Genomic DNA, 19,240 nt, shown 5'->3' with positions numbered 1-19,240 from the left:
GCCTTGCACAGCGATGTGCTGATCGTCGGCGCTGGTAGCGCCGGATCTGTATTAGCGGAGCGGCTTTCGGCTGATTCGAGCTGCCGGGTCACCGTCGTGGAAGCCGGCCCCGGGGCCGCCGACCCACAGGTGCTGACCCAGATCAGCGACGGCCTGCGGCTGCCGATCGGCACCGCCAGCTCGGTGGTGCGGCGCTATCCCACGACGCTGACCGAGGACCCCGAACGGCACGCACAAATCATGCGGGGTGCGGTGGTCGGCGGATCCGGTGCGGTCAACGGTGGCTACTTCTGCCGCGGACTCCCGTCCGACTTCGACGGCTGGGCAATGCCAGGATGGGCGTGGGCCGACGTACTTCCGCACTTCCTGGCGATCGAGACCGACGTCGATTTCGGAGGGCCGCTGCACGGTGATGTTGGTCCCATCATCATTCAGCGGGTCACCGAATTCGACGGCTGCACAGCGACGTTCGTGGATGCTGCGATATCGGCGGGCTATCGGTGGATCGAGGACCTCAACGGATCGACCCCGGACTCGCCGCTGCCGCCCGGCGTCGGTGCGGTACCGCTGAACATCAACGGTGGAACGCGGGTCGGCCCGGGTGGGGCCTACCTGAAACCCGCGATGGATCGCGCCGGACTCACGGTGCTGACCGACACCCGGGTCCGACGGATCAAGATCGTCGGCGGGCGGGCAATAGGGGTGGAGTGCCACGGGCCCGCCGGACCCGTCGACCTGACCGCGGACCGAATCGTCCTGTCGGCCGGTGCTATCGGATCGGCCCATCTGCTGATGCTGTCGGGCGTCGGCCCCCAGCAGGCGCTGAACGCCGCGGGGGTACCCGTGGTGGCGGACCTACCGGTCGGCATGGCGTCGGCGGACCACCCGGAATGGGTGCTGCCGGTGGACTGGACGGAGACCCACGGTCTTCCGCCATTGGAGGCGACGCTCAGCACCGACGACGGGCTCGAAATCCGTCCCTACACAGCGGGGTTCGGCGCAATGGTGAGCGGTAGTCGCGACGACCCGGGTGATCATCCACACATCGGCGTGGCTCTGATGCGGCCGAGATCGCGAGGAAGAGTGCGGCTTTCGTCGGCCGATCCCGATGTCCTACCCACCATCGAGCATCGGTATGACCGCGAGCCCGCTGACGTCGCCGCCCTGGGCGCAGGCGCCGAACTGGCGCGGGAACTGGCAGGCGCCCACGTGAAAGGTGCGACCGCGTCGTGGTCGACTTCGCAACATCTCTGCGGCACAGCGCCGATGGGGCGCGACGATGACGCGGCGGCAGTGGTGGATGCGCACTGCCGGGTGCGCGGTGTCGACGGGTTATGGGTGGTCGACGGCTCGGTGCTGCCCGCGATTCCCAGCCGGGGCCCGCACGCCACCATCGTCATGCTCGGGCATCGGGCTGCCGAGTTCGTCGTCTGAGGTCCGCCACCGCGCCTTGATTCGTCGCACCAAGCTGGACTGCCTGCCGTCGCGGCCAGGAGCCCAGATCGCGACGAAGGCCGCTGCGAGTGCTAATACGATCGCAAGCACCAGGAGAGACAGGCTCATCGAGTCGATGAACGCGGACGTCGCGAGGTCTGCCAAGCGCGCACCGGGCGGGCCCATCTCCTCGGCAATGGCGAGTGCATTCGCAAGGGATTCCAATGCGCCTGCCCGTATCTGTTCGGGGAAGCCGACGAGCGCGGGAGAGAGCGCGGTGCCGTATTGCGCCGCCAACACCGAACCGGCGACGGCGATACCGACGGCTGCACCGACCTCACGCGTGGTGTCGTTGACCGCCGATGCGACGCCCTGCTTCTCGGTCGGCACGGCGTTCATGATCGCGGAGGTGGTCGGCGCAACGCACAGACCGATGCCTGCGCTGGTGACCAACATTGGCAACACGAGATCCAGGTATGAACTCCCGGCATCGAGGTAGCGCATCAGGTAGAGCCCGGCTCCGATGAGAAACAGGCCGAGCGCGATGGCGGTCCTGAGCCCGATCTTTGGGAGGTAGAGATGCATCGTCGCACCCAGAATCATGATCGGCACGGCCAGCGGGGCGAGGGCGAACGCCGTCTGTAGGGGGCTGTAGCCGAGAACCAGTTGCAGGTACTGCATCGCGATGAAGAAGAAGCCGAAGTTGGCGAAGAAAAGGATTGTGATACCGACCGACCCGGTGGCGAAATCGGGTCTGGCGAACAACCGGACATCGAGCAGCGGATGCCGTCGTCGCAGTTCCACCACCGCGAATGCGACCGCGAGCCCGACACCCGCGACCATGCAGCCCCACACGACCGGATGCATCCACCCGCGCACCGGTGCTTCCACGACACCGAATACGAAAATCGCGACCGCCGAGCCGATCAGCACCGCACCGATGCCGTCGATCGGCGTGGCCGTGTCGTCGCGCGACGAGCGGATTGTGAACGTACAGATGATGAGGGCGACGGCCGAGGCCGTGAACGCGTAGAAGATCGACTGCCAGGAAAAGGCGTGCAGCAGTAAGCCTGTGCCCATGAAGCCGACGATTGCGCCCGAGCTTGCGACCCCGGCCCAGATGCCAATGGCCTTGTTGCGCTCGTTCTTTGGGAACGCGGCAGTCAGCAGGGACAACGTCGCCGGCATGATGAACGCGGCGCCTACGCCCGCAAGCGCGCGAGCAAGGATGATCTGAACCGGACTGTCGAGAAACGCCGGAGCAATCGAGGCAACTGCGAAGATCGCCAGCCCGCCGACCAGTGCGCCCCGCCTCCCATACCGGTCGCCGATCGCACCGGCGGGCAGGAGCAGGCAGGCCAGCACCAATGTGTAGCCGTCCACGATCCAGGTGAGTTGCGTCTGCGTCGCGGCTGTTTCGACAGCGATGTCGGGGAGGGCCGCGTTGAGCGCGACCATAGAAGATATGACCAGCAGTACGTCGAGGGCAGCGACGGTGAGTAACCAGAAGCGGCCGAACCTGGAAAGGGTCGCCAGGTTGGCGTCGATAGTCTGGTCCGACCGGGTGAGGGTGTCGACCATGTGTCGCGCTCCCTTTTTGTAGAGGTAGTTTTGAGACTAACAGTCTCGTAGCAAGACCAACAGTCTTGTTCCCGCTGAGGAGGTGGTGTAAACGGTGACCGTCCCCGACCCTCGCGAGCGCCAGGAAAGCACCGACCCGCGGCCGGCCAGGTCCCGAGCTCGGTTGCTCGCGGCCGCAACCGCTCTCCTGCGCGCGGGCGGTCCGAACGCGGTGACGATCGACGCGGTGACACGGAGTGCCAACGTCGCCAGGGCCACGCTCTATCGGCATTACTCGAGCGCCAACGATCTGTTGGGCGCGGCCTTCATGAGCCTGCTGGAACCCGCGCCGATGCCGCCGCCCGAAGGTGGTCTGCGGGAGCAGCTGATCGCGGTGGTGGAGGGCTGGACTGAGGCGATTGCCGAAGTACCCGCGATGCTCACCGCATTGACATGGCTGGCCTCAGGGCCCGATGCCGGCGACTATTCCGAAGTGCGCCAGGCTGATTCGGAGGCCACCGGCCCGCTGCGGGCGCGGATCATCCAGCTCTACTCCGCGCCCTTCGATGCCATCTTCGACAGCCCACAAGCGGAACGCGAAATCGAGGTGCCCAACCGCATTCAGGCCATCGCGCTGCTGATCGGACCGCTGATTCTCGGAAGATTGAGCACCGTGGCCGATTTCGACTACCGTGCATGCGCCGAGGCCGCCGTCGACGGCTTCCTGGCCACACACGCCAAGAAAAGGGCCGATCAGCGCAGCGAGTAACGGATCGGCAAGTGCTTGAGCCCGCCGACGAACGTCGTCGCCGCCAACTCCGGCTCGCCGGCGAGTTCGATGGACTCCAACCGCGGAATCAATTCGGAGAACAGGCTGTTCATCTCCATTCGCGCGAGTGCGGCCCCCAGGCAGAAGTGCACTCCGTAGCCGAAGGCGACATGCTTGTTGGGGTCGCGGCCGACGTCGAACCGGAACGGCTCGTCGAAGACCTCTTCGTCACGGTTGCCGGAAACGTAAGCCAGGTAGACGGATTCGCCCTTGGCGATCGGCACGCCGCGAACTGTGGTGTCCTCGGCCGCGGTGCGCATGAACTCCTTGACCGGCGTCGTCCACCGAATCATCTCCTCGACCGCGGTGCCCATCAGTCCGGGGTCCTTGCGTAAGCGATCCATCTCACCGGGGTTTTCGATCAGCGCGAGCAGTCCGCCGGAGATGGCGTCCTTTGTGGTGTCGTGGCCTGCGCTGGCGACGATCACGTAGTAGGACGCGGTGTCGACCTCGGACAACGGCTCTCCGTCAATGCGGCCGTTGGCGATCGCCGATGCCAGATCGTCGGTCGGGTGTTCGCGACGCGATGCGGTCAGCTGCGCGAAGTAGGTGAAGAAGTCGACCAGAATCGCCAGCTGTTCTTCCGGTGTCTTGCCGCGCTGGTTGTACTCGTCGTCGTCGCCGCCGAACAGCTCCTGGGTGAGCTGGTGCATCCGAGGGAAATCCTCCTCGGGCAGGCCGAGCAGCGACATGATCACGTAGAGCGGGAAGTTGACGGCGATGTCTGTGACGAAGTCGCATTCCGGGCCGATGTCACGCATCCGGTCGACGTAGCGCTTGGCCAACGCGTCGACGTTGACCTTGAGATCGCGCATGGCCTTGGGGCGGAACCAGTCCGCACCGATAGCGCGCACTTTGCGGTGGTGCGGATCGTCCATGTGGATGAGGGTTCGCAACCCCGTGCCGGCTTCGAGTTGTTGTTTGCCGAAATCGTCGGCTTCGGCGGTGACGAGCAGGGGCCGTGGCTCGGACAGGAAGAGGTTGTTGTCGCGCTCGATGGCCATGATGTCGGCGTGTTTGGTGATCGCCCAGAACGGGCGGTACGGCGGCTGGTCGACCAAGGCGACCGGGTTGTTCGTCCGCAGATGGGTCAGCGCCGCGTGCAGCCGTGCGTCGTCGGCGTAGGCCGTCGGGTCGGCCAGCACTTTTGTGGCGTCATCCATCGTCGGCGTGCTCATTCAGGCTCCTAATTTCCGGGGACCCCATAACTTGACGGGTGTCAAGTTCAGGAGTCTATGTGACGGAGGCCACGCAAGGGAAGAGAGCGGCTGGGTGCTGAGTGCATTCAAGGTCGTTGTTGTGAATCTGGCGGATTGGGCTGAGCCGGTTGGGGTGAACCGGCAAGCGGTTAATCGCAGGTTTCGGCAGGGACGCTGCGGAAACCGGCGCAGCGGGTGGGGCCGGCTGATTATCAGGGCATGATCGGGAGCCTCTGCGACACCGATTTTGTGTACGTAGCCGAAGTCCTGGGCTGCTGGAACCATAGGTGGCCCGGTTGACGGTGTGGCGATAGAGCAGGAGCTGGTGCCGGCGCGGGTGGTTCCCCACGTCGGGTCCGGGTTGAACGGCAAGCGCCCGAAGATGGGTCGGATCTTGTCAGACCCGGATGCGAGGGTGATCGTTGTGGAGCATCGGAACCGGTTGGACCGTTTCGGGATGGAGCATCTGCAGAGGGCGTTGTCTGCGCAGGGCCGCCGGATTGTGGTGGCCGTTCCCGGTGAGAGGGCCGAGATCTGGTGTGCGACATGGTCGAAGTGCTCACGGCGATGTGCGCCTCGTTGTATGGGCGCGCGGGGCGCGGAATCTTACGATGCGCGCACTGACGGCCAGTATGTGTGATCCGGGCCAGGCGCCGTGATCGTAGGGATGCGCACCCGGGGGCGGGCCGCAAAGGTCGCCGCGGCCACTGGTGGCGCGCATCTTGGCGGTACACCGAAACCCGATGGCACACCGACGTTGTCGCGGTATGTGGACATTGGTGCCGATTTCGAGACGTACCGGGTGGCGGTGGAGTCGGTGTCGGTGCTATTCGATCTGTTCGACGGCGATGCCGACGGCTACGCTGCCACGGGTTCAGTGGGTGAGAAACTGCCGTCGGGTTGGGTGGTGACGGCGGCGAAGTTCGAGGTGGAATGGCCGGCCGAGGCCCAGCGGGCGGGGTTGGTGCGCTCGCATTTCGGGGGGCGGCGCAAGGCGTTCAATTGGGGCCTGGCGCGAGTGAAGGCCGACTTGGACGCGAAAGCTGTCGATCCATCGCATGAGTCGGTGGGCTGGGATCTGGGCTCACTGCGCTGGGCGTGGAACCGGGCCAAGGATGAAGTGGCGCCGTGGTGGGCCGAGAACTCCAAAGAGGCCTACTCGTCGGGGCTCGCGGACCTGGCGCGGGCGCTAGACAACTGGTCTGCCAGCAAGAACGGCACCCGCAAGGGTCGACGCGTCGGGTTTCCCCGGTTCACCTCGGTGCGCCGTGACGCTGGCCGGGTGCGGTTTTCCACTGGAACCATGCGGGTCGAAGACGACCGACGCACCATCACCGTCCCGGTAATCGGCGCCCTGCGGTCCAAGGAGAACACCCGCCGGGTGCAGCGCCATGTCGCCTCCGGTCGGGCCCGGATCTTGAACATGACGCTGTCGCAGCGGTGGGGCCGGTTGTTCGTGTCGATCGGATACGCGCTGCGCACACCGGAGACGGCCCGGACGCCCGCCCAGCCAACGGTGCGCGCCGGAGTGGATCTCGGGATACGCACGCTGGCCACCGTCGCCACGATCGACACCGTCACAAGCACCGAAACCGTGGTCGAATATGAGAATCCGGCCCCGCTGAAAGCCTCCCTGGCGGCACGCCGTCGGGCTGGGCGTGACCTTTCCCGCCGTATTCCCGGATCGCGCGGTCATCGGGCAGCGAAAGCCAAGCTGACCCGGCTGGATCGCCGGTGCGTGCATCTGCGGCGGGAAGCAGCGCATCAACTCAGCACCGAGTTGGCGCGCACCTACGGCCACATCGTCGTCGAGGACCTCGACGTGGCCGCAATGAAACAGGGCATGGGGCGTCGGGCTTTCCGGCGCGCTGTGTCTGATGCCGCGATGGGGTTGATCAAGCCGCGACTGGCTTACAAGACCTCCCGGCACGGCAGCACCCTGACCGCGGCCGATCGCTGGTTCCCATCCAGCCAAATCCACCACGGCTGTTACCAACCCGATGGCACCCCATGCCGCCTGGAAGGTAAGGGTCGCATCGACAAACACCTGGTATGCCCGATCACCGGTGAGACCGTCGATCGCGACCGCAATGCTGCACGCAATCTCCGTGACTGGCCGGATGATGCCAGTTGTGGTCCAGTCGGGACCACGGCCCCATCGGTTCCCGGGCCAACCACCACGGTTGGTACAGGCCATGGCGCCGACACCGGATCATCCGGTGCCGGCGGAGCATCTGTAAGACCCCACCCATGCGGGGCCGGACGCGGTGAGGCCAAAACCCCAACCCCGCAAGGGGACGCCGCATGAGTGCAACCCAACACACTCAACGGCAACGGAAGAGAGGTCCCTCAGTAGTCTCGGGACCGATGCCAGTTGCAAAAGTTCGCCGTCTGGGCACTGCCGCCGCGATGGCGCTAACGGCGGTGGTGCTACTCGCGGGGTGCGGGCGCGGTGAAACCGCGACCATCGATGTGCCCGACGATCCCGGCGTGGCGCAGACCGAATCGGGGGCGCTACGCGGGATGGTCTCAGTCGATCACCGCCTGTTCGCCGGAATCCCGTATGCCGCACCGCCGGTGGGAGCGTTGCGGTTTCAGCCGCCGGCTCCGGTGCCTGGTTGGTCCGGGTTTCGTGATGCCACCCGCCCCGGCCCACGATGCGTCCAGGACGTCGACAACGACGTCGACAAACGCGAAACCAGCGAGGACTGCCTGACGCTCAATGTGTGGACGCCACCACCGTCGGGCGAAAAGCGACCGGTTCTCGTGTGGATTCACGGCGGCGGCTTTGTCAACGGAAGCGGTGACATCTACAACGCGCGCAGGCTGACGAGCCGCGGCGACGTCATCGTCGTGACGATCAACTACCGGCTGGGTGCGCTGGGTTTCCTTGCGCACCCAGCACTTGGCCCGGCCGGCGATGTCGGCAATTACGGACTGGCCGATCAGCAGGCCGCATTGCGATGGGTGCAAACCAATATCGCCGGCTTCGGGGGTGATCCGGACAAGGTCACGATCGCGGGGGAGTCGGCGGGCGGGATGTCGGTGTGCGACCACCTCGTCGCCCCGGGTTCGGAGGGACTGTTCAGCGCGGCGATCATCCAGAGTGGTCCCTGCGCAGCGCAATACGACCTGCCAGCCGCGGCGCAGACCAGTGAGCGCTACGCGGCCGAGGCGGGCTGCGGCGATCCCGCGACCGCGGCGGCCTGTCTGCGCGCGCTGCCGCCGGAGAAGCTGCAGCGCCCTGTGCTCTACGACCGCATCGGCACCGAACAGCTCAGTGGGCCGGTGACGGGAACGACGTCGCTGCCGGTCGACCCGTTGACGGGCGCGGCGCAGGGGCGGGCGGCCAAGGTGCCGGTGCTGATCGGCACGACGGCCGACGAGTTCAACCTCTTCACCGCGCTGCAATTCGTTCGCGGACGTCCCATCGACGCCGCTCACTATCCGGAACTGCTCGAGCAGGCATTCGGTCACAACGCCGCGGCGGTCGCGCAGCAGTATTCGCCGGACCGCTTCGGTGGCAGTGTGCCGCTGGCGTATTCGGCGGCGACGACCGACGGACTGTTCGCATGCGTGGCCGACCGGCTCGCCGATTCGCTGTCCACCGCTGAGTCGGTATACTCCTACATTTTCGCCGACGGCGATGCGCCTGCGCCGGAGCCGTTGCGCGCGGCTCCGTTTCCCGTCGGCGCGGGCCATTCGCTGGAGCTTCGGTACCTGTTCGATATGGGCGGGGCGCCCCCGCTGAGCCCCGATCAGCTGCGGCTGTCGGACGAAATGATCGATTACTGGAGTCGGTTCGTCGCGACGGGCTCACCCGGTTCGGGCTGGCCGGCCTACGACGAGGGCAACGCGGGTGAGCGAATGTCGCTGCAGCCGGGCGGCAATCGCGTCACCACCGATTTCGACCAAGCGCACAGGTGCCCGTTCTGGGCTGGACTAAAGGACTGAGGTATGCCGACTCCCGACGCGAAGACGTTCTCCCGGAAGTGGGTTGACGCATGGAATGCCCATGACATCGAGGCGGTGCTCAAGCACTTCCGCGACGACGTGGTCTTCACCTCACCCGTCGCAGCGCGCGTTCTGCCGGAGACCGGGGGAGTGGTCGCGGGTAAGGATGCGTTGCGGCACTACTGGACGACGGCATTGAAGTCGTTGCCGGATCTGCACTTCGAGATCGTCGACGTCTACCGCGGCGAGTCCACGCTGGTGATCAACTACCGCAATCACCTCGGCGGTCTGGTCAACGAGGTACTCACCTTCGACACCGGCGGTCTGGTTCGCGAAGGCCACGGCACATATCTGGACTAGACCCGTGCAGTTAAGCCGGCGTCACCCAGCAGGTGATGTCGGCGTGCACCACTTCGGTACCCGCGCGATCGAGCACCTGCACTCCGACCGTGACCTCCGTGCCTTCGGTGATCGACGCGAAGTCCGGCGGCTCCAGCCGGGCCTGCGCCCGCAGCGACGACGTGGCCTTCTCGAGGTAGCGCACGTTCATCGCCTTCGGGATCCAACGATGACTGGTCGGGACCGTGGCTTCCATTAACATGCCCATCGCCATCGCCATCTCCGCGGCGTTGCACGACGCGATCGCGTGCACGGTCCGCAGGTGGTTGTAGAGGAAGAACCATTTGGGAACGGTGACCTCGGCGTAACCCGGCCCCATCCGCACCACATGCGGCACGATCGAGGCGAAGTAAGGCACTCGGACCATCGCCGCGGCCGAGAACAGCCGACTGCCGCCCGGCCGCTCGGAGAGGCGCTTCCACATGCGATATGTCGTGGTCGAGGCTGCCATGCCGAGCTACCTTACTCGAGAGTAAGGTAGCCTCGGTCGCAGACGGGCCTGCCAAGCGGATTTCGGGTGGCCAGGGATTTGGAGCAGGCCCAGATCTAGGGCATACTGTTCAGGTTGCCTCGAGCCGGGACGGCCCCAATTTGGGACTGCCCAGCAGGGGCATACGACCTGCGCCTCCAGGGGCGCGTCCGGTCCCAACCTCGATCGCGACGGATTTTCGACGCGGGCGAGCGTGCGCTAGGGCGACACACCCGAGCGCGGGGGTCGGTGGACCACAGACAGGTAAACAGCGGCGGCATAGCTGCGCGACCGGGTTGTTCTCGGCGTGTGGCAGCAGACCAGGCCCGAGTATGGGCCCGTTAATAGTGAGGTAGGACAAGCGTGGCGGGACAGAAGATCCGCATCAGGCTCAAGGCCTACGACCATGAGGCGATCGACGCCTCGGCGCGCAAGATCGTCGAGACCGTCACCCGGACGGGCGCCAGTGTGGTTGGGCCGGTGCCGCTGCCGACCGAGAAGAACGTGTATTGCGTCATTCGGTCCCCGCATAAGTACAAGGACTCGCGGGAGCACTTCGAGATGCGTACTCACAAGCGGCTGATCGACATCCTCGACCCAACGCCGAAGACCGTTGACGCTCTGATGCGCATCGATCTGCCGGCCAGCGTCGACGTCAACATCCAATAGTCATCCCAGTAGGAGATCCCAAGAGAAATGGCTAGAAAGAGCATTCTGGGCACCAAGCTGGGCATGACGCAGGTGTTCGACGAGAACAACAAGGTCGTGCCGGTGACGGTCGTCAAGGCCGGGCCCAATGTCGTCACGATGATCCGCACGCCGGAACGCGACGGCTACAGCGCAGTGCAACTTGCATACGGCGAAATCAGCCCGCGCAAGGTCAACAAGCCTCTGACGGGGCAGTACGCGGCCGCGGGTGTGAACCCGCGCCGCCATATCGCAGAGTTCCGGCTCGACGATGAGGCCGCTGCTGCCGAGTACGAGCTGGGTCAGGAATTGACCGCGGAGATCTTCGCCGACGGCGCCTACGTCGACGTGACGGGGACCTCGAAGGGTAAGGGCTTCGCCGGCACCATGAAGCGTCACGGTTTCAAGGGCCAGGGCGCCAGCCACGGCGCGCAGGCAGTGCATCGCCGCCCGGGTTCCATCGGTGGCTGCGCCACGCCCGGCCGCGTGTTCAAGGGCACCCGCATGTCGGGCCGCATGGGCAGCGACCGCATCACTACGCAGAACCTGTTGGTGCACAAGGTCGATGCCGAGAACGGCGTGCTGCTGATCAAGGGTGCCATCCCCGGTCGCAATGGCGGACTGGTGACAGTGCGCAGTGCAATCAAGCGAGGCGAGAAGTAATGGCCGACAAGACTTTAAAGATCGACGTTCATACCCCAGCGGGTAAGAAGGACGGCTCTGTGGAGCTGCCCGCCGCACTGTTCGACGCTGAGGCCAACATCGCGCTGATGCATCAGGTCGTCGAGGCGCAGTTGGCGGCCAAGCGCCAGGGCACGCACTCGACCAAGACTCGTGGCGAGGTGCGCGGTGGTGGCAAGAAGCCATACCGGCAGAAGGGCACCGGCCGCGCACGTCAGGGTTCGACGCGTGCACCGCAGTTCACCGGTGGTGGCGTCGTGCACGGTCCGCAACCGCGCGACTACAGCCAGCGCACCCCGAAGAAGATGATCGCCGCCGCTCTGCGCGGGGCGCTTTCGGATCGGGCACGCAACGGCCGTATCCACGCGGTGACTGAGCTCGTCGAAGGTCAGGCCCCGTCGACCAAGAGCGCCAAGACGTTCCTGGCCACGCTGACCGAGAATCGCCACGTGCTGATCGTGATCGGCCGCACCGACGAGACCGGCGCCAAGAGCGTTCGCAATCTGCCCGGCGTGCACGTGCTTTCGCCGGATCAGTTGAACACCTACGACGTGCTGAAGGCCGACGACGTGGTGTTCAGTGTCGAGGCGCTGGATGCCTACATCTCAGCTCACACGAACTCAGACGAGGAGGTGTCGGCCTGATGGCGACCGTGACTGACCCCCGCGACATCATCTTGGCGCCGGTGATCTCGGAGAAGTCCTACGGGCTCATCGAAGAGAACGTGTACACGTTCGTCGTGCACCCGGACTCGAACAAGACGCAGATAAAGATCGCGATCGAGAAGATCTTCAAAGTGAAGGTCGACTCGGTCAACACCCTCAACCGGCAGGGCAAGCGCAAGCGCACCCGCGCCGGTTACGGCAAGCGCAAGGACACCAAGCGCGCCATCGTCACGCTGGCCGCGGGCAGCAAGCCGATCGACCTGTTCGGAGCACCGGCCTAGCCGGGGCGGATAGCAGAGAGACTTAGAGAAACATGGGAATTCGCAAGTACAAGCCGACGACCCCGGGTCGTCGCGGTGCCAGCGTCTCCGATTTCGCCGAGATCACTCGCGACCATCCGGAGAAGTCGCTGGTTCGCCCGCTGCACGGCAAGGGCGGCCGCAACGCACACGGTCGGATCACCACGCGTCACAAGGGCGGCGGGCACAAGCGCGCCTACCGCGTCATCGACTTCCGTCGCAACGACAAGGACGGCGTCAACGCCAAGGTGGCGCACATCGAGTACGACCCGAACCGCACCGCCAACATTGCACTGCTGCACTTCCTTGACGGCGAGAAGCGCTACATCATTGCGCCGCAGGGACTTTCTCAGGGTGACGTCGTGGAGTCCGGCGCCAACGCCGACATCAAGCCAGGCAACAACCTGCCGCTGCGCAACATCCCGGCCGGCACGCTCATCCACGCGGTGGAGCTGCGGCCCGGCGGCGGCGCCAAGATGGCGCGCTCGGCCGGCGCGAGCATCCAGCTGCTGGGCAAGGAAGGTGCCTACGCCTCGTTGCGTATGCCCTCCGGTGAGATCCGTCGCGTCGACGTGCGCTGCCGCGCCACCGTCGGCGAGGTCGGCAATGCCGAGCAGGCGAACATCAACTGGGGTAAGGCCGGCCGTATGCGGTGGAAGGGCAAGCGCCCGACTGTCCGTGGCGTCGTGATGAACCCGGTCGACCACCCGCACGGTGGCGGCGAGGGCAAAACCTCCGGCGGCCGTCACCCGGTCAGCCCGTGGGGTAAGCCCGAAGGCCGTACCCGCAAGTCCAACAAGCCGAGCGACAAGCTCATCGTTCGTCGCCGGCGCACCGGCAAGAAGCACCGGTAGGAGTAAACGATGCCACGCAGCCTCAAGAAGGGTCCGTTCGTCGACGACCATCTGCTCAAGAAGGTCGACGTCCAGAACGAGAAGAACACCAAGCAGGTCATCAAGACCTGGTCGCGTCGATCGACGATCATCCCCGACTTCATCGGGCATACCTTCGCGGTGCATGACGGCCGCAAGCATGTCCCGGTGTTCGTCACCGAGGCGATGGTCGGGCACAAGCTCGGCGAGTTCGCACCGACCCGCACGTTCAAGGGTCACATCAAGGACGACCGGAAGGCTAAGCGCCGGTAATGACTACGACGACTGAATATCCGTCCGCCACTGCGGTGGCGCGCTTCGTGCGCATCTCGCCGACGAAGGCACGCCGGGTCATCGACCTGGTGCGCGGCAAGTCGGTGACCGAGGCGCTCGACATCCTGCGGTGGGCGCCGCAGGACGCCAGCGAGCCGGTCGCCAAGGTGATCGCAAGCGCCGCGGCCAATGCGCAGAACAACGAGGGACTGGATCCGTCCACCCTCGTCGTTGCCACCGTCTACGCCGACGGGGGGCCGACCGCCAAGCGCATCCGGCCGCGTGCCCAGGGCCGCGCGTTCCGGATTCGCAAGCGCACCAGCCACATCACCGTGATCGTCGAGAGCAGGCCCAGCCGTGAGGGTGGGCGGGGTGGCGCCACCGCGTCGTCGGCCAGCGCAGCACGCTCGCGTCGCGCACAGGGCAGCAAGGCCGCTGCTGCGAAGAAGACGCCGGCCACCAAGGCGGCAGCCGAAACGGCAACCACCGAGACAGTGACCGTCGAGACGGCTCCCGCCAAGAAGGCGCCGGCCAAGAAGGCCGCCGCCAAGAAGACTGCAGAAGCTTCTGACGAAGCGAAGGAGGGCTCGGAGTAGTGGGCCAGAAAATCAATCCCCACGGCTTCCGCCTCGGTATCACCACCGACTGGAAGTCCCGGTGGTATGCCGACAAGCAGTACAAGGATTACGTCAAGGAAGACGTGGCGATCCGTCGTCTGCTTGCCACCGGTTTGGAGCGCGCCGGCATCGCCGACGTGGAGATCGAGCGCACCCGCGATCGGGTCCGTGTCGATATCCACACTGCGCGTCCTGGCATCGTCATCGGCCGCCGTGGCACCGAAGCCGACCGAATCCGCGCCGACCTGGAGAAGCTGACCGGCAAGCAGGTTCAGCTGAACATCCTCGAGGTCAAAAACCCTGAGTCGCAGGCACAGTTGGTGGCCCAGGGCGTTGCCGAACAGTTGAGCAACCGTGTCGCGTTCCGGCGCGCCATGCGCAAGGCCATTCAGTCCGCGATGCGCCAGCCCAACGTCAAGGGCATCAGGGTGCAGTGCTCGGGCCGCCTCGGTGGCGCCGAGATGAGCCGCTCGGAGTTCTACCGCGAGGGTCGGGTGCCGCTGCACACGCTGCGCGCCGATATCGACTATGGGCTGTATGAAGCCAAGACGACGTTCGGCCGCATCGGCGTGAAGGTCTGGATCTACAAGGGCGACATCGTCGGTGGCAAGCGCGAGCTGACCGCCGCCGTTCCGGCAGGCGCAGACCGTCCGCGTCGCGAGCGTCCGTCGGGCACCCGTCCGCGCCGCAGCGGTGCGTCGGGCACCACCGCGACGAGCACCGAGGCCGGTCGTGCTGCCACTGAAGAGGCACCGGCAGCACCTGCGGTCGCCGAGGCTACGACAGGTACCGAGGCCGCTGCCGGCGAGGCAGCCAGCCCGGAGAGCACGGAGAGCTAACCATGTTGATTCCCCGCAAGGTCAAGCACCGCAAGCAACATCACCCGAGGCAGCGCGGCATCGCCAGCGGTGGCACCTCGGTGAGCTTCGGTGACTACGGCATCCAGGCACTGGAGCACGCGTACATCACCAACCGGCAGATCGAGTCCGCTCGTATTGCCATCAACCGGCACATCAAGCGTGGCGGCAAGGTCTGGATCAACATCTTCCCGGACCGCCCGCTGACCAAGAAGCCCGCCGAAACCCGCATGGGTTCGGGCAAGGGTTCGCCGGAGTGGTGGGTGGCCAACGTCAAGCCGGGTCGCGTGCTCTTCGAGCTGAGCTACCCGGACGAGAAGACCGCGCGCGAGGCGCTGACCCGTGCGATTCACAAGCTGCCGATCAAGGCACGCATCGTTACCCGAGAGGAGCACTTCTGATGGCTGTGGGAGTGACGCCGGGCGAGCTGCGCGAACTGACCGACGACGAGTTGACGGACAAGCTGCGCGAGTCGAAGGAAGAGCTGTTCAACCTGCGCTTCCAGATGGCGACCGGACAGCTGGCCAACAACCGCCGCCTTCGCACGGTGCGCCAGGAAATTGCACGCGTCTACACCGTGCTGCGTGAACGTGAATTGGGCCTGGCATCCGGGCCCGTAGGTGAGGAAGCGTAATGGCTGAGACAAAAGATCCGGCAAAGGGTAAGGGCCCCAAGCACACTCCTCGTGCCGAAGAGAACCGCGGTCGTCGCAAGACGGTCATCGGCTACGTGGTGAGTGACAAGATGCAGAAGACCATCGTGGTCGAGCTGGAATCTCGCAAGAGCCACCCGCTCTACGGCAAGATCATCCGGACCACCACCAAGGTCAAGGCACACGACGAGCAGGGTGACGCCGGTATCGGCGATCGGGTGTCGTTGATGGAGACGCGGCCACTGTCGGCGACCAAGCGCTGGCGACTGGTCGAGGTTCTCGAAAAGGCGAAATAAGCTTCACCGCAAGAGGAAAGCCCCCGCACACACGGCGTGTCGGGGGTTTTTCGTACTGCAGCTCACACCGGTTTCTCGCCGGGGATCGCCGAACCCGGCTTGTCGTTGGCCGCCCATGGCTATACGTTCGGGCCATGGGCGCTACCCTTGCGCGTGTTCTGAAAAGGGCGACGCTTGTCACGGCGAGCGTTGCCTTGGTCGCTGTTCTCGCCGTCAATTTCGGCTCGCCACAAGTGAATGCGGCACCTTCCGATGGCGGGCAGGTGGCGGATGCACCGACGCTCAGTCTGACCTCTCTCGGCGCTGACACCGACATCTCGCTTTACGGGCTGCAGGGGACGCAGACGATCACCGTGCCCGTGCCGCAAGGGTTGACCCCCGGTGCGTTGACTGCCGATGTCGAGTTGCCGCCCTATGTGCGCGGCGGAACCCTCATCGTCACCCAGGACCGTCGCACACTGTCGCGTATCGAGCTGCTGATGGCCGAGGACACGCCTCTGTCGATTCCGTTGACCGGTGCACGCGTCGTCGACAACACCGTCACGTTCACGGTGCGCAGTCGACTGTTGCCCGAAGAAGGTGACTGCCTGTACGACCCGACGGTTCCGCTCCAGCTTTCCGAAGCGGCGATCGACTACACCGGCAAGGAGGCGGCGCCCACGATGGTCGCCGACTTCCTTCCTCCGGTGTTGCAGAAGATGACGATCTTCATCCCGCAGAAACCGTCGGCTGCGGAATCCGATGCCGCGGTCGGGATGACGACTACCGTCGTCAATCGTTACGGCAAGCAGAACACCGATATCGACATCGCATCCCTTGGCGACGACAAGGCGCCGCCGCCATCTGGACCGCTGGAACGCAACGTCGTCATTCGTGAGGGACCGGACGCCGCGGTGTCGCTGCAGGGCGGCGACGGGGGTGTGCCCGCCCTGGAGATCACCGGGTCGGCCGACGACCTCGCCAACCAGGTGCGAATGCTCAGCAGCGATCTCACCGAACTGGCGCTGTCCTCCAAAGTGGCTACCGGGCCGATCAATCCGTTCGACGCGACACCGGCGAACCCGACCACCCTCCGCGACCTCGGTCAGCCCGGCGCGACGGCCACGGCGTTCAAACCGCAGGTGGTCGTCGGTGTCGACCAAACCCGCCTGGGCAAACCCGTGCGCGACGTACGGGTGCAGCTGAAGGGGTCCTACACGCCACTGCCGTCCACCGTCGGCGGACAGGTCGTCGTGTCCGCCGATGGCGAGACGGTCGACCGATGGGCGGCTGACTCCAGCGGTTCGATCGACCGCTCGGTCAGCATTCCGCAGTCCGAACTTCGGCGCTACACCAACCTTTCGGTCGCCGTCGATGTCGCGGGGGATGTCGGTCAGTGCGGGGACTTCCAACCGGTGACTCTGCAGATCGACGACTCCACCACCATCGACAGCACGCCGGCGGATCCGCCCGAGCCCGCGGGATTCCAGTCGGTTCCCCAGGCGCTGATGCCGAAAGTTCAGGTCGGCATCGAACCGGAATCGTTCGACGACACCGCTCGCGCCGTCTCGATCATGGAAGGGCTGCAACGGATCAGCGGGCCACGTATCGATACCGAGGTGGTGACCCTGGCGAGCGCGATCGACAGCGGTTCTCCGGCTGTCCTGATCTCGGCCGCCGGGTGGGACAGCGACAAAGTGGTTCCGCCGGTGCGTAGTTCGACGGACGGAGAACTAGAGGTCCAACGCCTCGGCGGGGGAGGACCTGCCAGGCTGACGCTCGAGACGACGACGCCGTTCGCGTCTCTTCAAGTCGGTCGCAGCGGCAACCGCACGGTGGTTTTCGCGACATCACAGGCCGCGCCGGAGCAACTCGATTCATTGCTGGGCTGGCTCGACGGTGATACACGTCGGTGGGCGGCGTTGGAAGGTGATGCACTGATATCACTGCCCGACCGCGATCCGGTGAGCGTCGACACCCAAGTGGCCGCACCACCGGAGGCCGCCGACAACAGCGGCGCCAACCCGGTTTGGTGGGTCGCCGCAGGCGTCGGTGTGGTCATCGGCGCGAGTGTCGTTGCGTTGGCGGTCCACCGCAGGCGGCGCGGCTAAGGACCGGCGCCTCAGGACTTCATCAATCCGGATTCGTGATACTCGAGGTCCGTGTTCACCTGCCACGGATCCACATTCGCGCCGAAATACTGGTCAACACTGCGCATTGCGCTCAGCATCGCATGGTCTTGATTGTCGTAGTGGTGCATGCCATTACGTCCCATGGGGTGAAGAGAGGGATGGCTGCGACGCAGATAGTCGCGAATTTCAGCCACGCTGTTTTCCCGCTCCGGATCGTTGATCGGATATGCGAACTGTGAGCGAACGATCATGACATGTTCGAGGGCTGATCCGCTGACACCGAGCGCCCGGAGATCCTCTTGGACTGTGTCGCTGAGGGATTCGTTGCTGGCCACCCACAGATCATCGTCCGGATGGGTGAAGTACTCCAGTCCCAGATATGTCCCGTTCCAATTCTTCGGAGCGAGTTCGCTCGACCATCGGTCGTAGTTCTGGATCCGGCCCACCCGAAAATTCCGGCCGGGCGTGTACACCCAGTTGTACGGGATGTCGTAGCGCTCACGAAGTGCGACCGCCACCGTGATCAACGATCGATGTCTGAGGTTGGCGGCGATCTCGCGAATATGCTGCGGCGGTGCCGGCTCCAACACGTCAATCAGCAGCCGTAGTGGCATGCTGGAGAACACGGCATCACCGGATGCGGTTTCGCCATTCTGCAGCTCCACGGTCCACCGGCTGCCTTGGTGGCGGACCGCGACAACCTGTGAATTCAACGACGGGACCACGCCGAAGTTCGCCAAGTACTGCGCTGCAGCTTCCCAGAGTTGGCCGGGACCGCGCCGGGGATATCGAAAGGCATCCGGATTCGTGTGATGTCGCCGTACGCGCCAGCTGATTGGCTTTATTCGCTGATTCGCCCAGTCGCTCGCCAACTTGTCGGGGTCGGTGAGCCACGTCTTGCGGACATATCCGTCGAAGAACAGCTCGTACCAATGACGGCCGAATTGTTCGATGCCCCAATCCCGGAAGCTCGCCGAATGGTCCATCGGGCGCAACGCGCGCCGCAGTCTGGACCAGAAGAAATTACCCATGCCATGCATTCCGCTGCGAAACCCCAGTTGTGAAACGAGGTCACCACCGTGAAGCGGGTACCGCACATAATGACCGTCCACGAGCATGGCGGAGCGCCGCCGCACCGAGATCCACTGGTCGGCGGGAAGCAGAGACCTCCAGATAGCAGAGATCTCTTCGCTGCGGGTGAAGAACCGATGACCGCCGGGATCCACCCGCCAGTCACCGCTGGTCGGTGTGCGTGCCAACCCGCCGATATCGCCCGACGCCTCATAGATGCGCGGTGACATACCCCCATTCACCAGTCCGATTGCGGCGGTGAGACCGGCGGGGCCAGCGCCGATGATCAACGGATTCTCTGCGGGCTCCATAGCG

The 19,240-nt window shown here is 65.2% G+C and carries 21 protein-coding genes and 1 pseudogene; 18 read left to right on the top strand and 4 right to left on the bottom strand.

The features are described 5' to 3' along the window. The first annotated feature begins 3 nt into the window (after window positions 1–3). Complete coding sequence (gene mftG, locus CSQ99_RS01255; RefSeq protein ID WP_099037206.1) at window positions 4–1,434, top strand: mycofactocin dehydrogenase MftG; 1,431 nt, start codon at window positions 4–6, stop codon at window positions 1,432–1,434. Here mftG and CSQ99_RS01250 read toward each other — a convergent pair. Next, on the bottom strand, window positions 1,333–3,015 hold the full coding sequence (locus CSQ99_RS01250) for an MFS transporter (protein WP_099037205.1): 1,683 nt from the start codon (window positions 3,013–3,015) through the stop codon (window positions 1,333–1,335). The genes mftG and CSQ99_RS01250 overlap by 102 nt on opposite strands. A gap of 94 nt (window positions 3,016–3,109) precedes the next feature. Between CSQ99_RS01250 and CSQ99_RS01245 the strand changes: the two genes are divergently transcribed. Next, window positions 3,110–3,763, top strand: coding sequence for a TetR/AcrR family transcriptional regulator (locus CSQ99_RS01245; RefSeq protein ID WP_099037204.1), 654 nt, complete (start codon window positions 3,110–3,112; stop codon window positions 3,761–3,763). On the opposite strand, the gene CSQ99_RS01240 is transcribed toward CSQ99_RS01245, so the two are convergent. Beyond that, window positions 3,748–5,001 carry a cytochrome P450 gene (locus CSQ99_RS01240; protein WP_099037203.1) on the bottom strand — a complete coding sequence of 418 codons (1,254 nt, stop codon included), beginning with the start codon at window positions 4,999–5,001 and terminating at the stop codon, window positions 3,748–3,750. The genes CSQ99_RS01245 and CSQ99_RS01240 overlap by 16 nt on opposite strands. Before the next feature lie 121 nt (window positions 5,002–5,122). Between CSQ99_RS01240 and CSQ99_RS31200 the strand changes: the two are divergent. From CSQ99_RS31200 to CSQ99_RS01220, 4 genes and pseudogenes are all read left to right on the top strand, one after another. Further along, a pseudogene (locus CSQ99_RS31200) lies at window positions 5,123–5,681 on the top strand (IS607 family transposase). After that, window positions 5,678–7,330, top strand: a complete 1,653-nt coding sequence (gene tnpB, locus CSQ99_RS01230; RefSeq protein ID WP_099037202.1) for an IS607 family element RNA-guided endonuclease TnpB — start codon at window positions 5,678–5,680, stop codon at window positions 7,328–7,330. The pseudogene CSQ99_RS31200 and the gene tnpB overlap by 4 nt, the downstream one beginning before the upstream one ends. 59 nt (window positions 7,331–7,389) lie before the next feature. Continuing rightward, window positions 7,390–8,976, top strand: coding sequence for a carboxylesterase/lipase family protein (locus tag CSQ99_RS01225; protein ID WP_099037201.1), 1,587 nt, complete (start codon window positions 7,390–7,392; stop codon window positions 8,974–8,976). A gap of 3 nt (window positions 8,977–8,979) precedes the next feature. Next, entirely contained in the window at window positions 8,980–9,336 is a 357-nt protein-coding gene (locus CSQ99_RS01220) for a nuclear transport factor 2 family protein (RefSeq protein WP_099037200.1), read from the top strand. Between the two features lie 10 nt (window positions 9,337–9,346). Here CSQ99_RS01220 and CSQ99_RS01215 read toward each other — a convergent pair whose 3' ends face one another. After that, entirely contained in the window at window positions 9,347–9,826 is a 480-nt protein-coding gene (locus tag CSQ99_RS01215) for a hotdog fold domain-containing protein (protein WP_099037199.1), read from the bottom strand. A gap of 381 nt (window positions 9,827–10,207) precedes the next feature. On the opposite strand from CSQ99_RS01215, the gene rpsJ reads away from it, so the two are divergent. The 12 genes from rpsJ (at window position 10,208) to CSQ99_RS01155 (ending at window position 17,833) form a co-directional block, all read left to right on the top strand. Next, on the top strand, window positions 10,208–10,513 hold the full coding sequence (gene rpsJ, locus CSQ99_RS01210) for a 30S ribosomal protein S10 (RefSeq protein WP_003883485.1): 306 nt from the start codon (window positions 10,208–10,210) through the stop codon (window positions 10,511–10,513). 27 nt (window positions 10,514–10,540) lie between these two features. Continuing rightward, complete coding sequence (gene rplC, locus CSQ99_RS01205; protein ID WP_006245106.1) at window positions 10,541–11,194, top strand: 50S ribosomal protein L3; 654 nt, start codon at window positions 10,541–10,543, stop codon at window positions 11,192–11,194. Beyond that, window positions 11,194–11,856, top strand: coding sequence for a 50S ribosomal protein L4 (gene rplD / locus CSQ99_RS01200; protein ID WP_099037198.1), 663 nt, complete (start codon window positions 11,194–11,196; stop codon window positions 11,854–11,856). The genes rplC and rplD overlap by 1 nt, the downstream gene beginning before the upstream one ends. Further along, the gene (gene rplW, locus CSQ99_RS01195) at window positions 11,856–12,158 is read left to right on the top strand and encodes a 50S ribosomal protein L23 (RefSeq protein WP_014209146.1); all 303 of its coding nucleotides are present in this window, start codon (window positions 11,856–11,858) and stop codon (window positions 12,156–12,158) included. The genes rplD and rplW overlap by 1 nt, the downstream gene beginning before the upstream one ends. Window positions 12,159–12,190: 32 nt before the next feature. Further along, window positions 12,191–13,030, top strand: coding sequence for a 50S ribosomal protein L2 (rplB, locus tag CSQ99_RS01190; protein WP_099037197.1), 840 nt, complete (start codon window positions 12,191–12,193; stop codon window positions 13,028–13,030). Between the two features lie 9 nt (window positions 13,031–13,039). Next, on the top strand, window positions 13,040–13,321 hold the full coding sequence (rpsS, locus tag CSQ99_RS01185) for a 30S ribosomal protein S19 (RefSeq protein WP_010908582.1): 282 nt from the start codon (window positions 13,040–13,042) through the stop codon (window positions 13,319–13,321). Beyond that, window positions 13,321–13,917, top strand: coding sequence for a 50S ribosomal protein L22 (gene rplV / locus CSQ99_RS01180; RefSeq protein WP_099037196.1), 597 nt, complete (start codon window positions 13,321–13,323; stop codon window positions 13,915–13,917). The genes rpsS and rplV overlap by 1 nt, the downstream gene beginning before the upstream one ends. Further along, window positions 13,917–14,777 (top strand): 30S ribosomal protein S3, encoded by an 861-nt coding sequence (gene rpsC / locus CSQ99_RS01175; RefSeq protein ID WP_099037195.1) that lies wholly within the window; start codon window positions 13,917–13,919, stop codon window positions 14,775–14,777. Before rplV ends, rpsC begins: the two co-directional genes overlap by 1 nt. Before the next feature lie 2 nt (window positions 14,778–14,779). Beyond that, on the top strand, window positions 14,780–15,196 hold the full coding sequence (gene rplP, locus CSQ99_RS01170) for a 50S ribosomal protein L16 (RefSeq protein WP_006245113.1): 417 nt from the start codon (window positions 14,780–14,782) through the stop codon (window positions 15,194–15,196). Next, window positions 15,196–15,429 (top strand): 50S ribosomal protein L29, encoded by a 234-nt coding sequence (gene rpmC, locus CSQ99_RS01165; protein WP_099037194.1) that lies wholly within the window; start codon window positions 15,196–15,198, stop codon window positions 15,427–15,429. Before rplP ends, rpmC begins: the two co-directional genes overlap by 1 nt. After that, window positions 15,429–15,743 carry a 30S ribosomal protein S17 gene (rpsQ, locus tag CSQ99_RS01160; RefSeq protein WP_099037193.1) on the top strand — a complete coding sequence of 105 codons (315 nt, stop codon included), beginning with the start codon at window positions 15,429–15,431 and terminating at the stop codon, window positions 15,741–15,743. The genes rpmC and rpsQ overlap by 1 nt, the downstream gene beginning before the upstream one ends. A gap of 134 nt (window positions 15,744–15,877) precedes the next feature. Further along, complete coding sequence (locus CSQ99_RS01155; protein WP_099037192.1) at window positions 15,878–17,833, top strand: hypothetical protein; 1,956 nt, start codon at window positions 15,878–15,880, stop codon at window positions 17,831–17,833. Between the two features lie 11 nt (window positions 17,834–17,844). Here the strand turns inward: CSQ99_RS01155 and CSQ99_RS01150 are convergent, their stop codons facing one another. Then, window positions 17,845–19,236 (bottom strand): NAD(P)/FAD-dependent oxidoreductase, encoded by a 1,392-nt coding sequence (locus CSQ99_RS01150; protein ID WP_099037191.1) that lies wholly within the window; start codon window positions 19,234–19,236, stop codon window positions 17,845–17,847. Window positions 19,237–19,240: the final 4 nt, after the last annotated feature.

Source organism: Mycobacterium neglectum, assembly GCF_002591975.1.
GTDB classification, from domain to species: Bacteria; Actinomycetota; Actinomycetes; order Mycobacteriales; family Mycobacteriaceae; genus Mycobacterium; species Mycobacterium neglectum.
The sequence above is the reverse complement of the archived record's forward strand: the minus strand, read 5'-3'. Positions and strand labels throughout refer to the sequence as shown.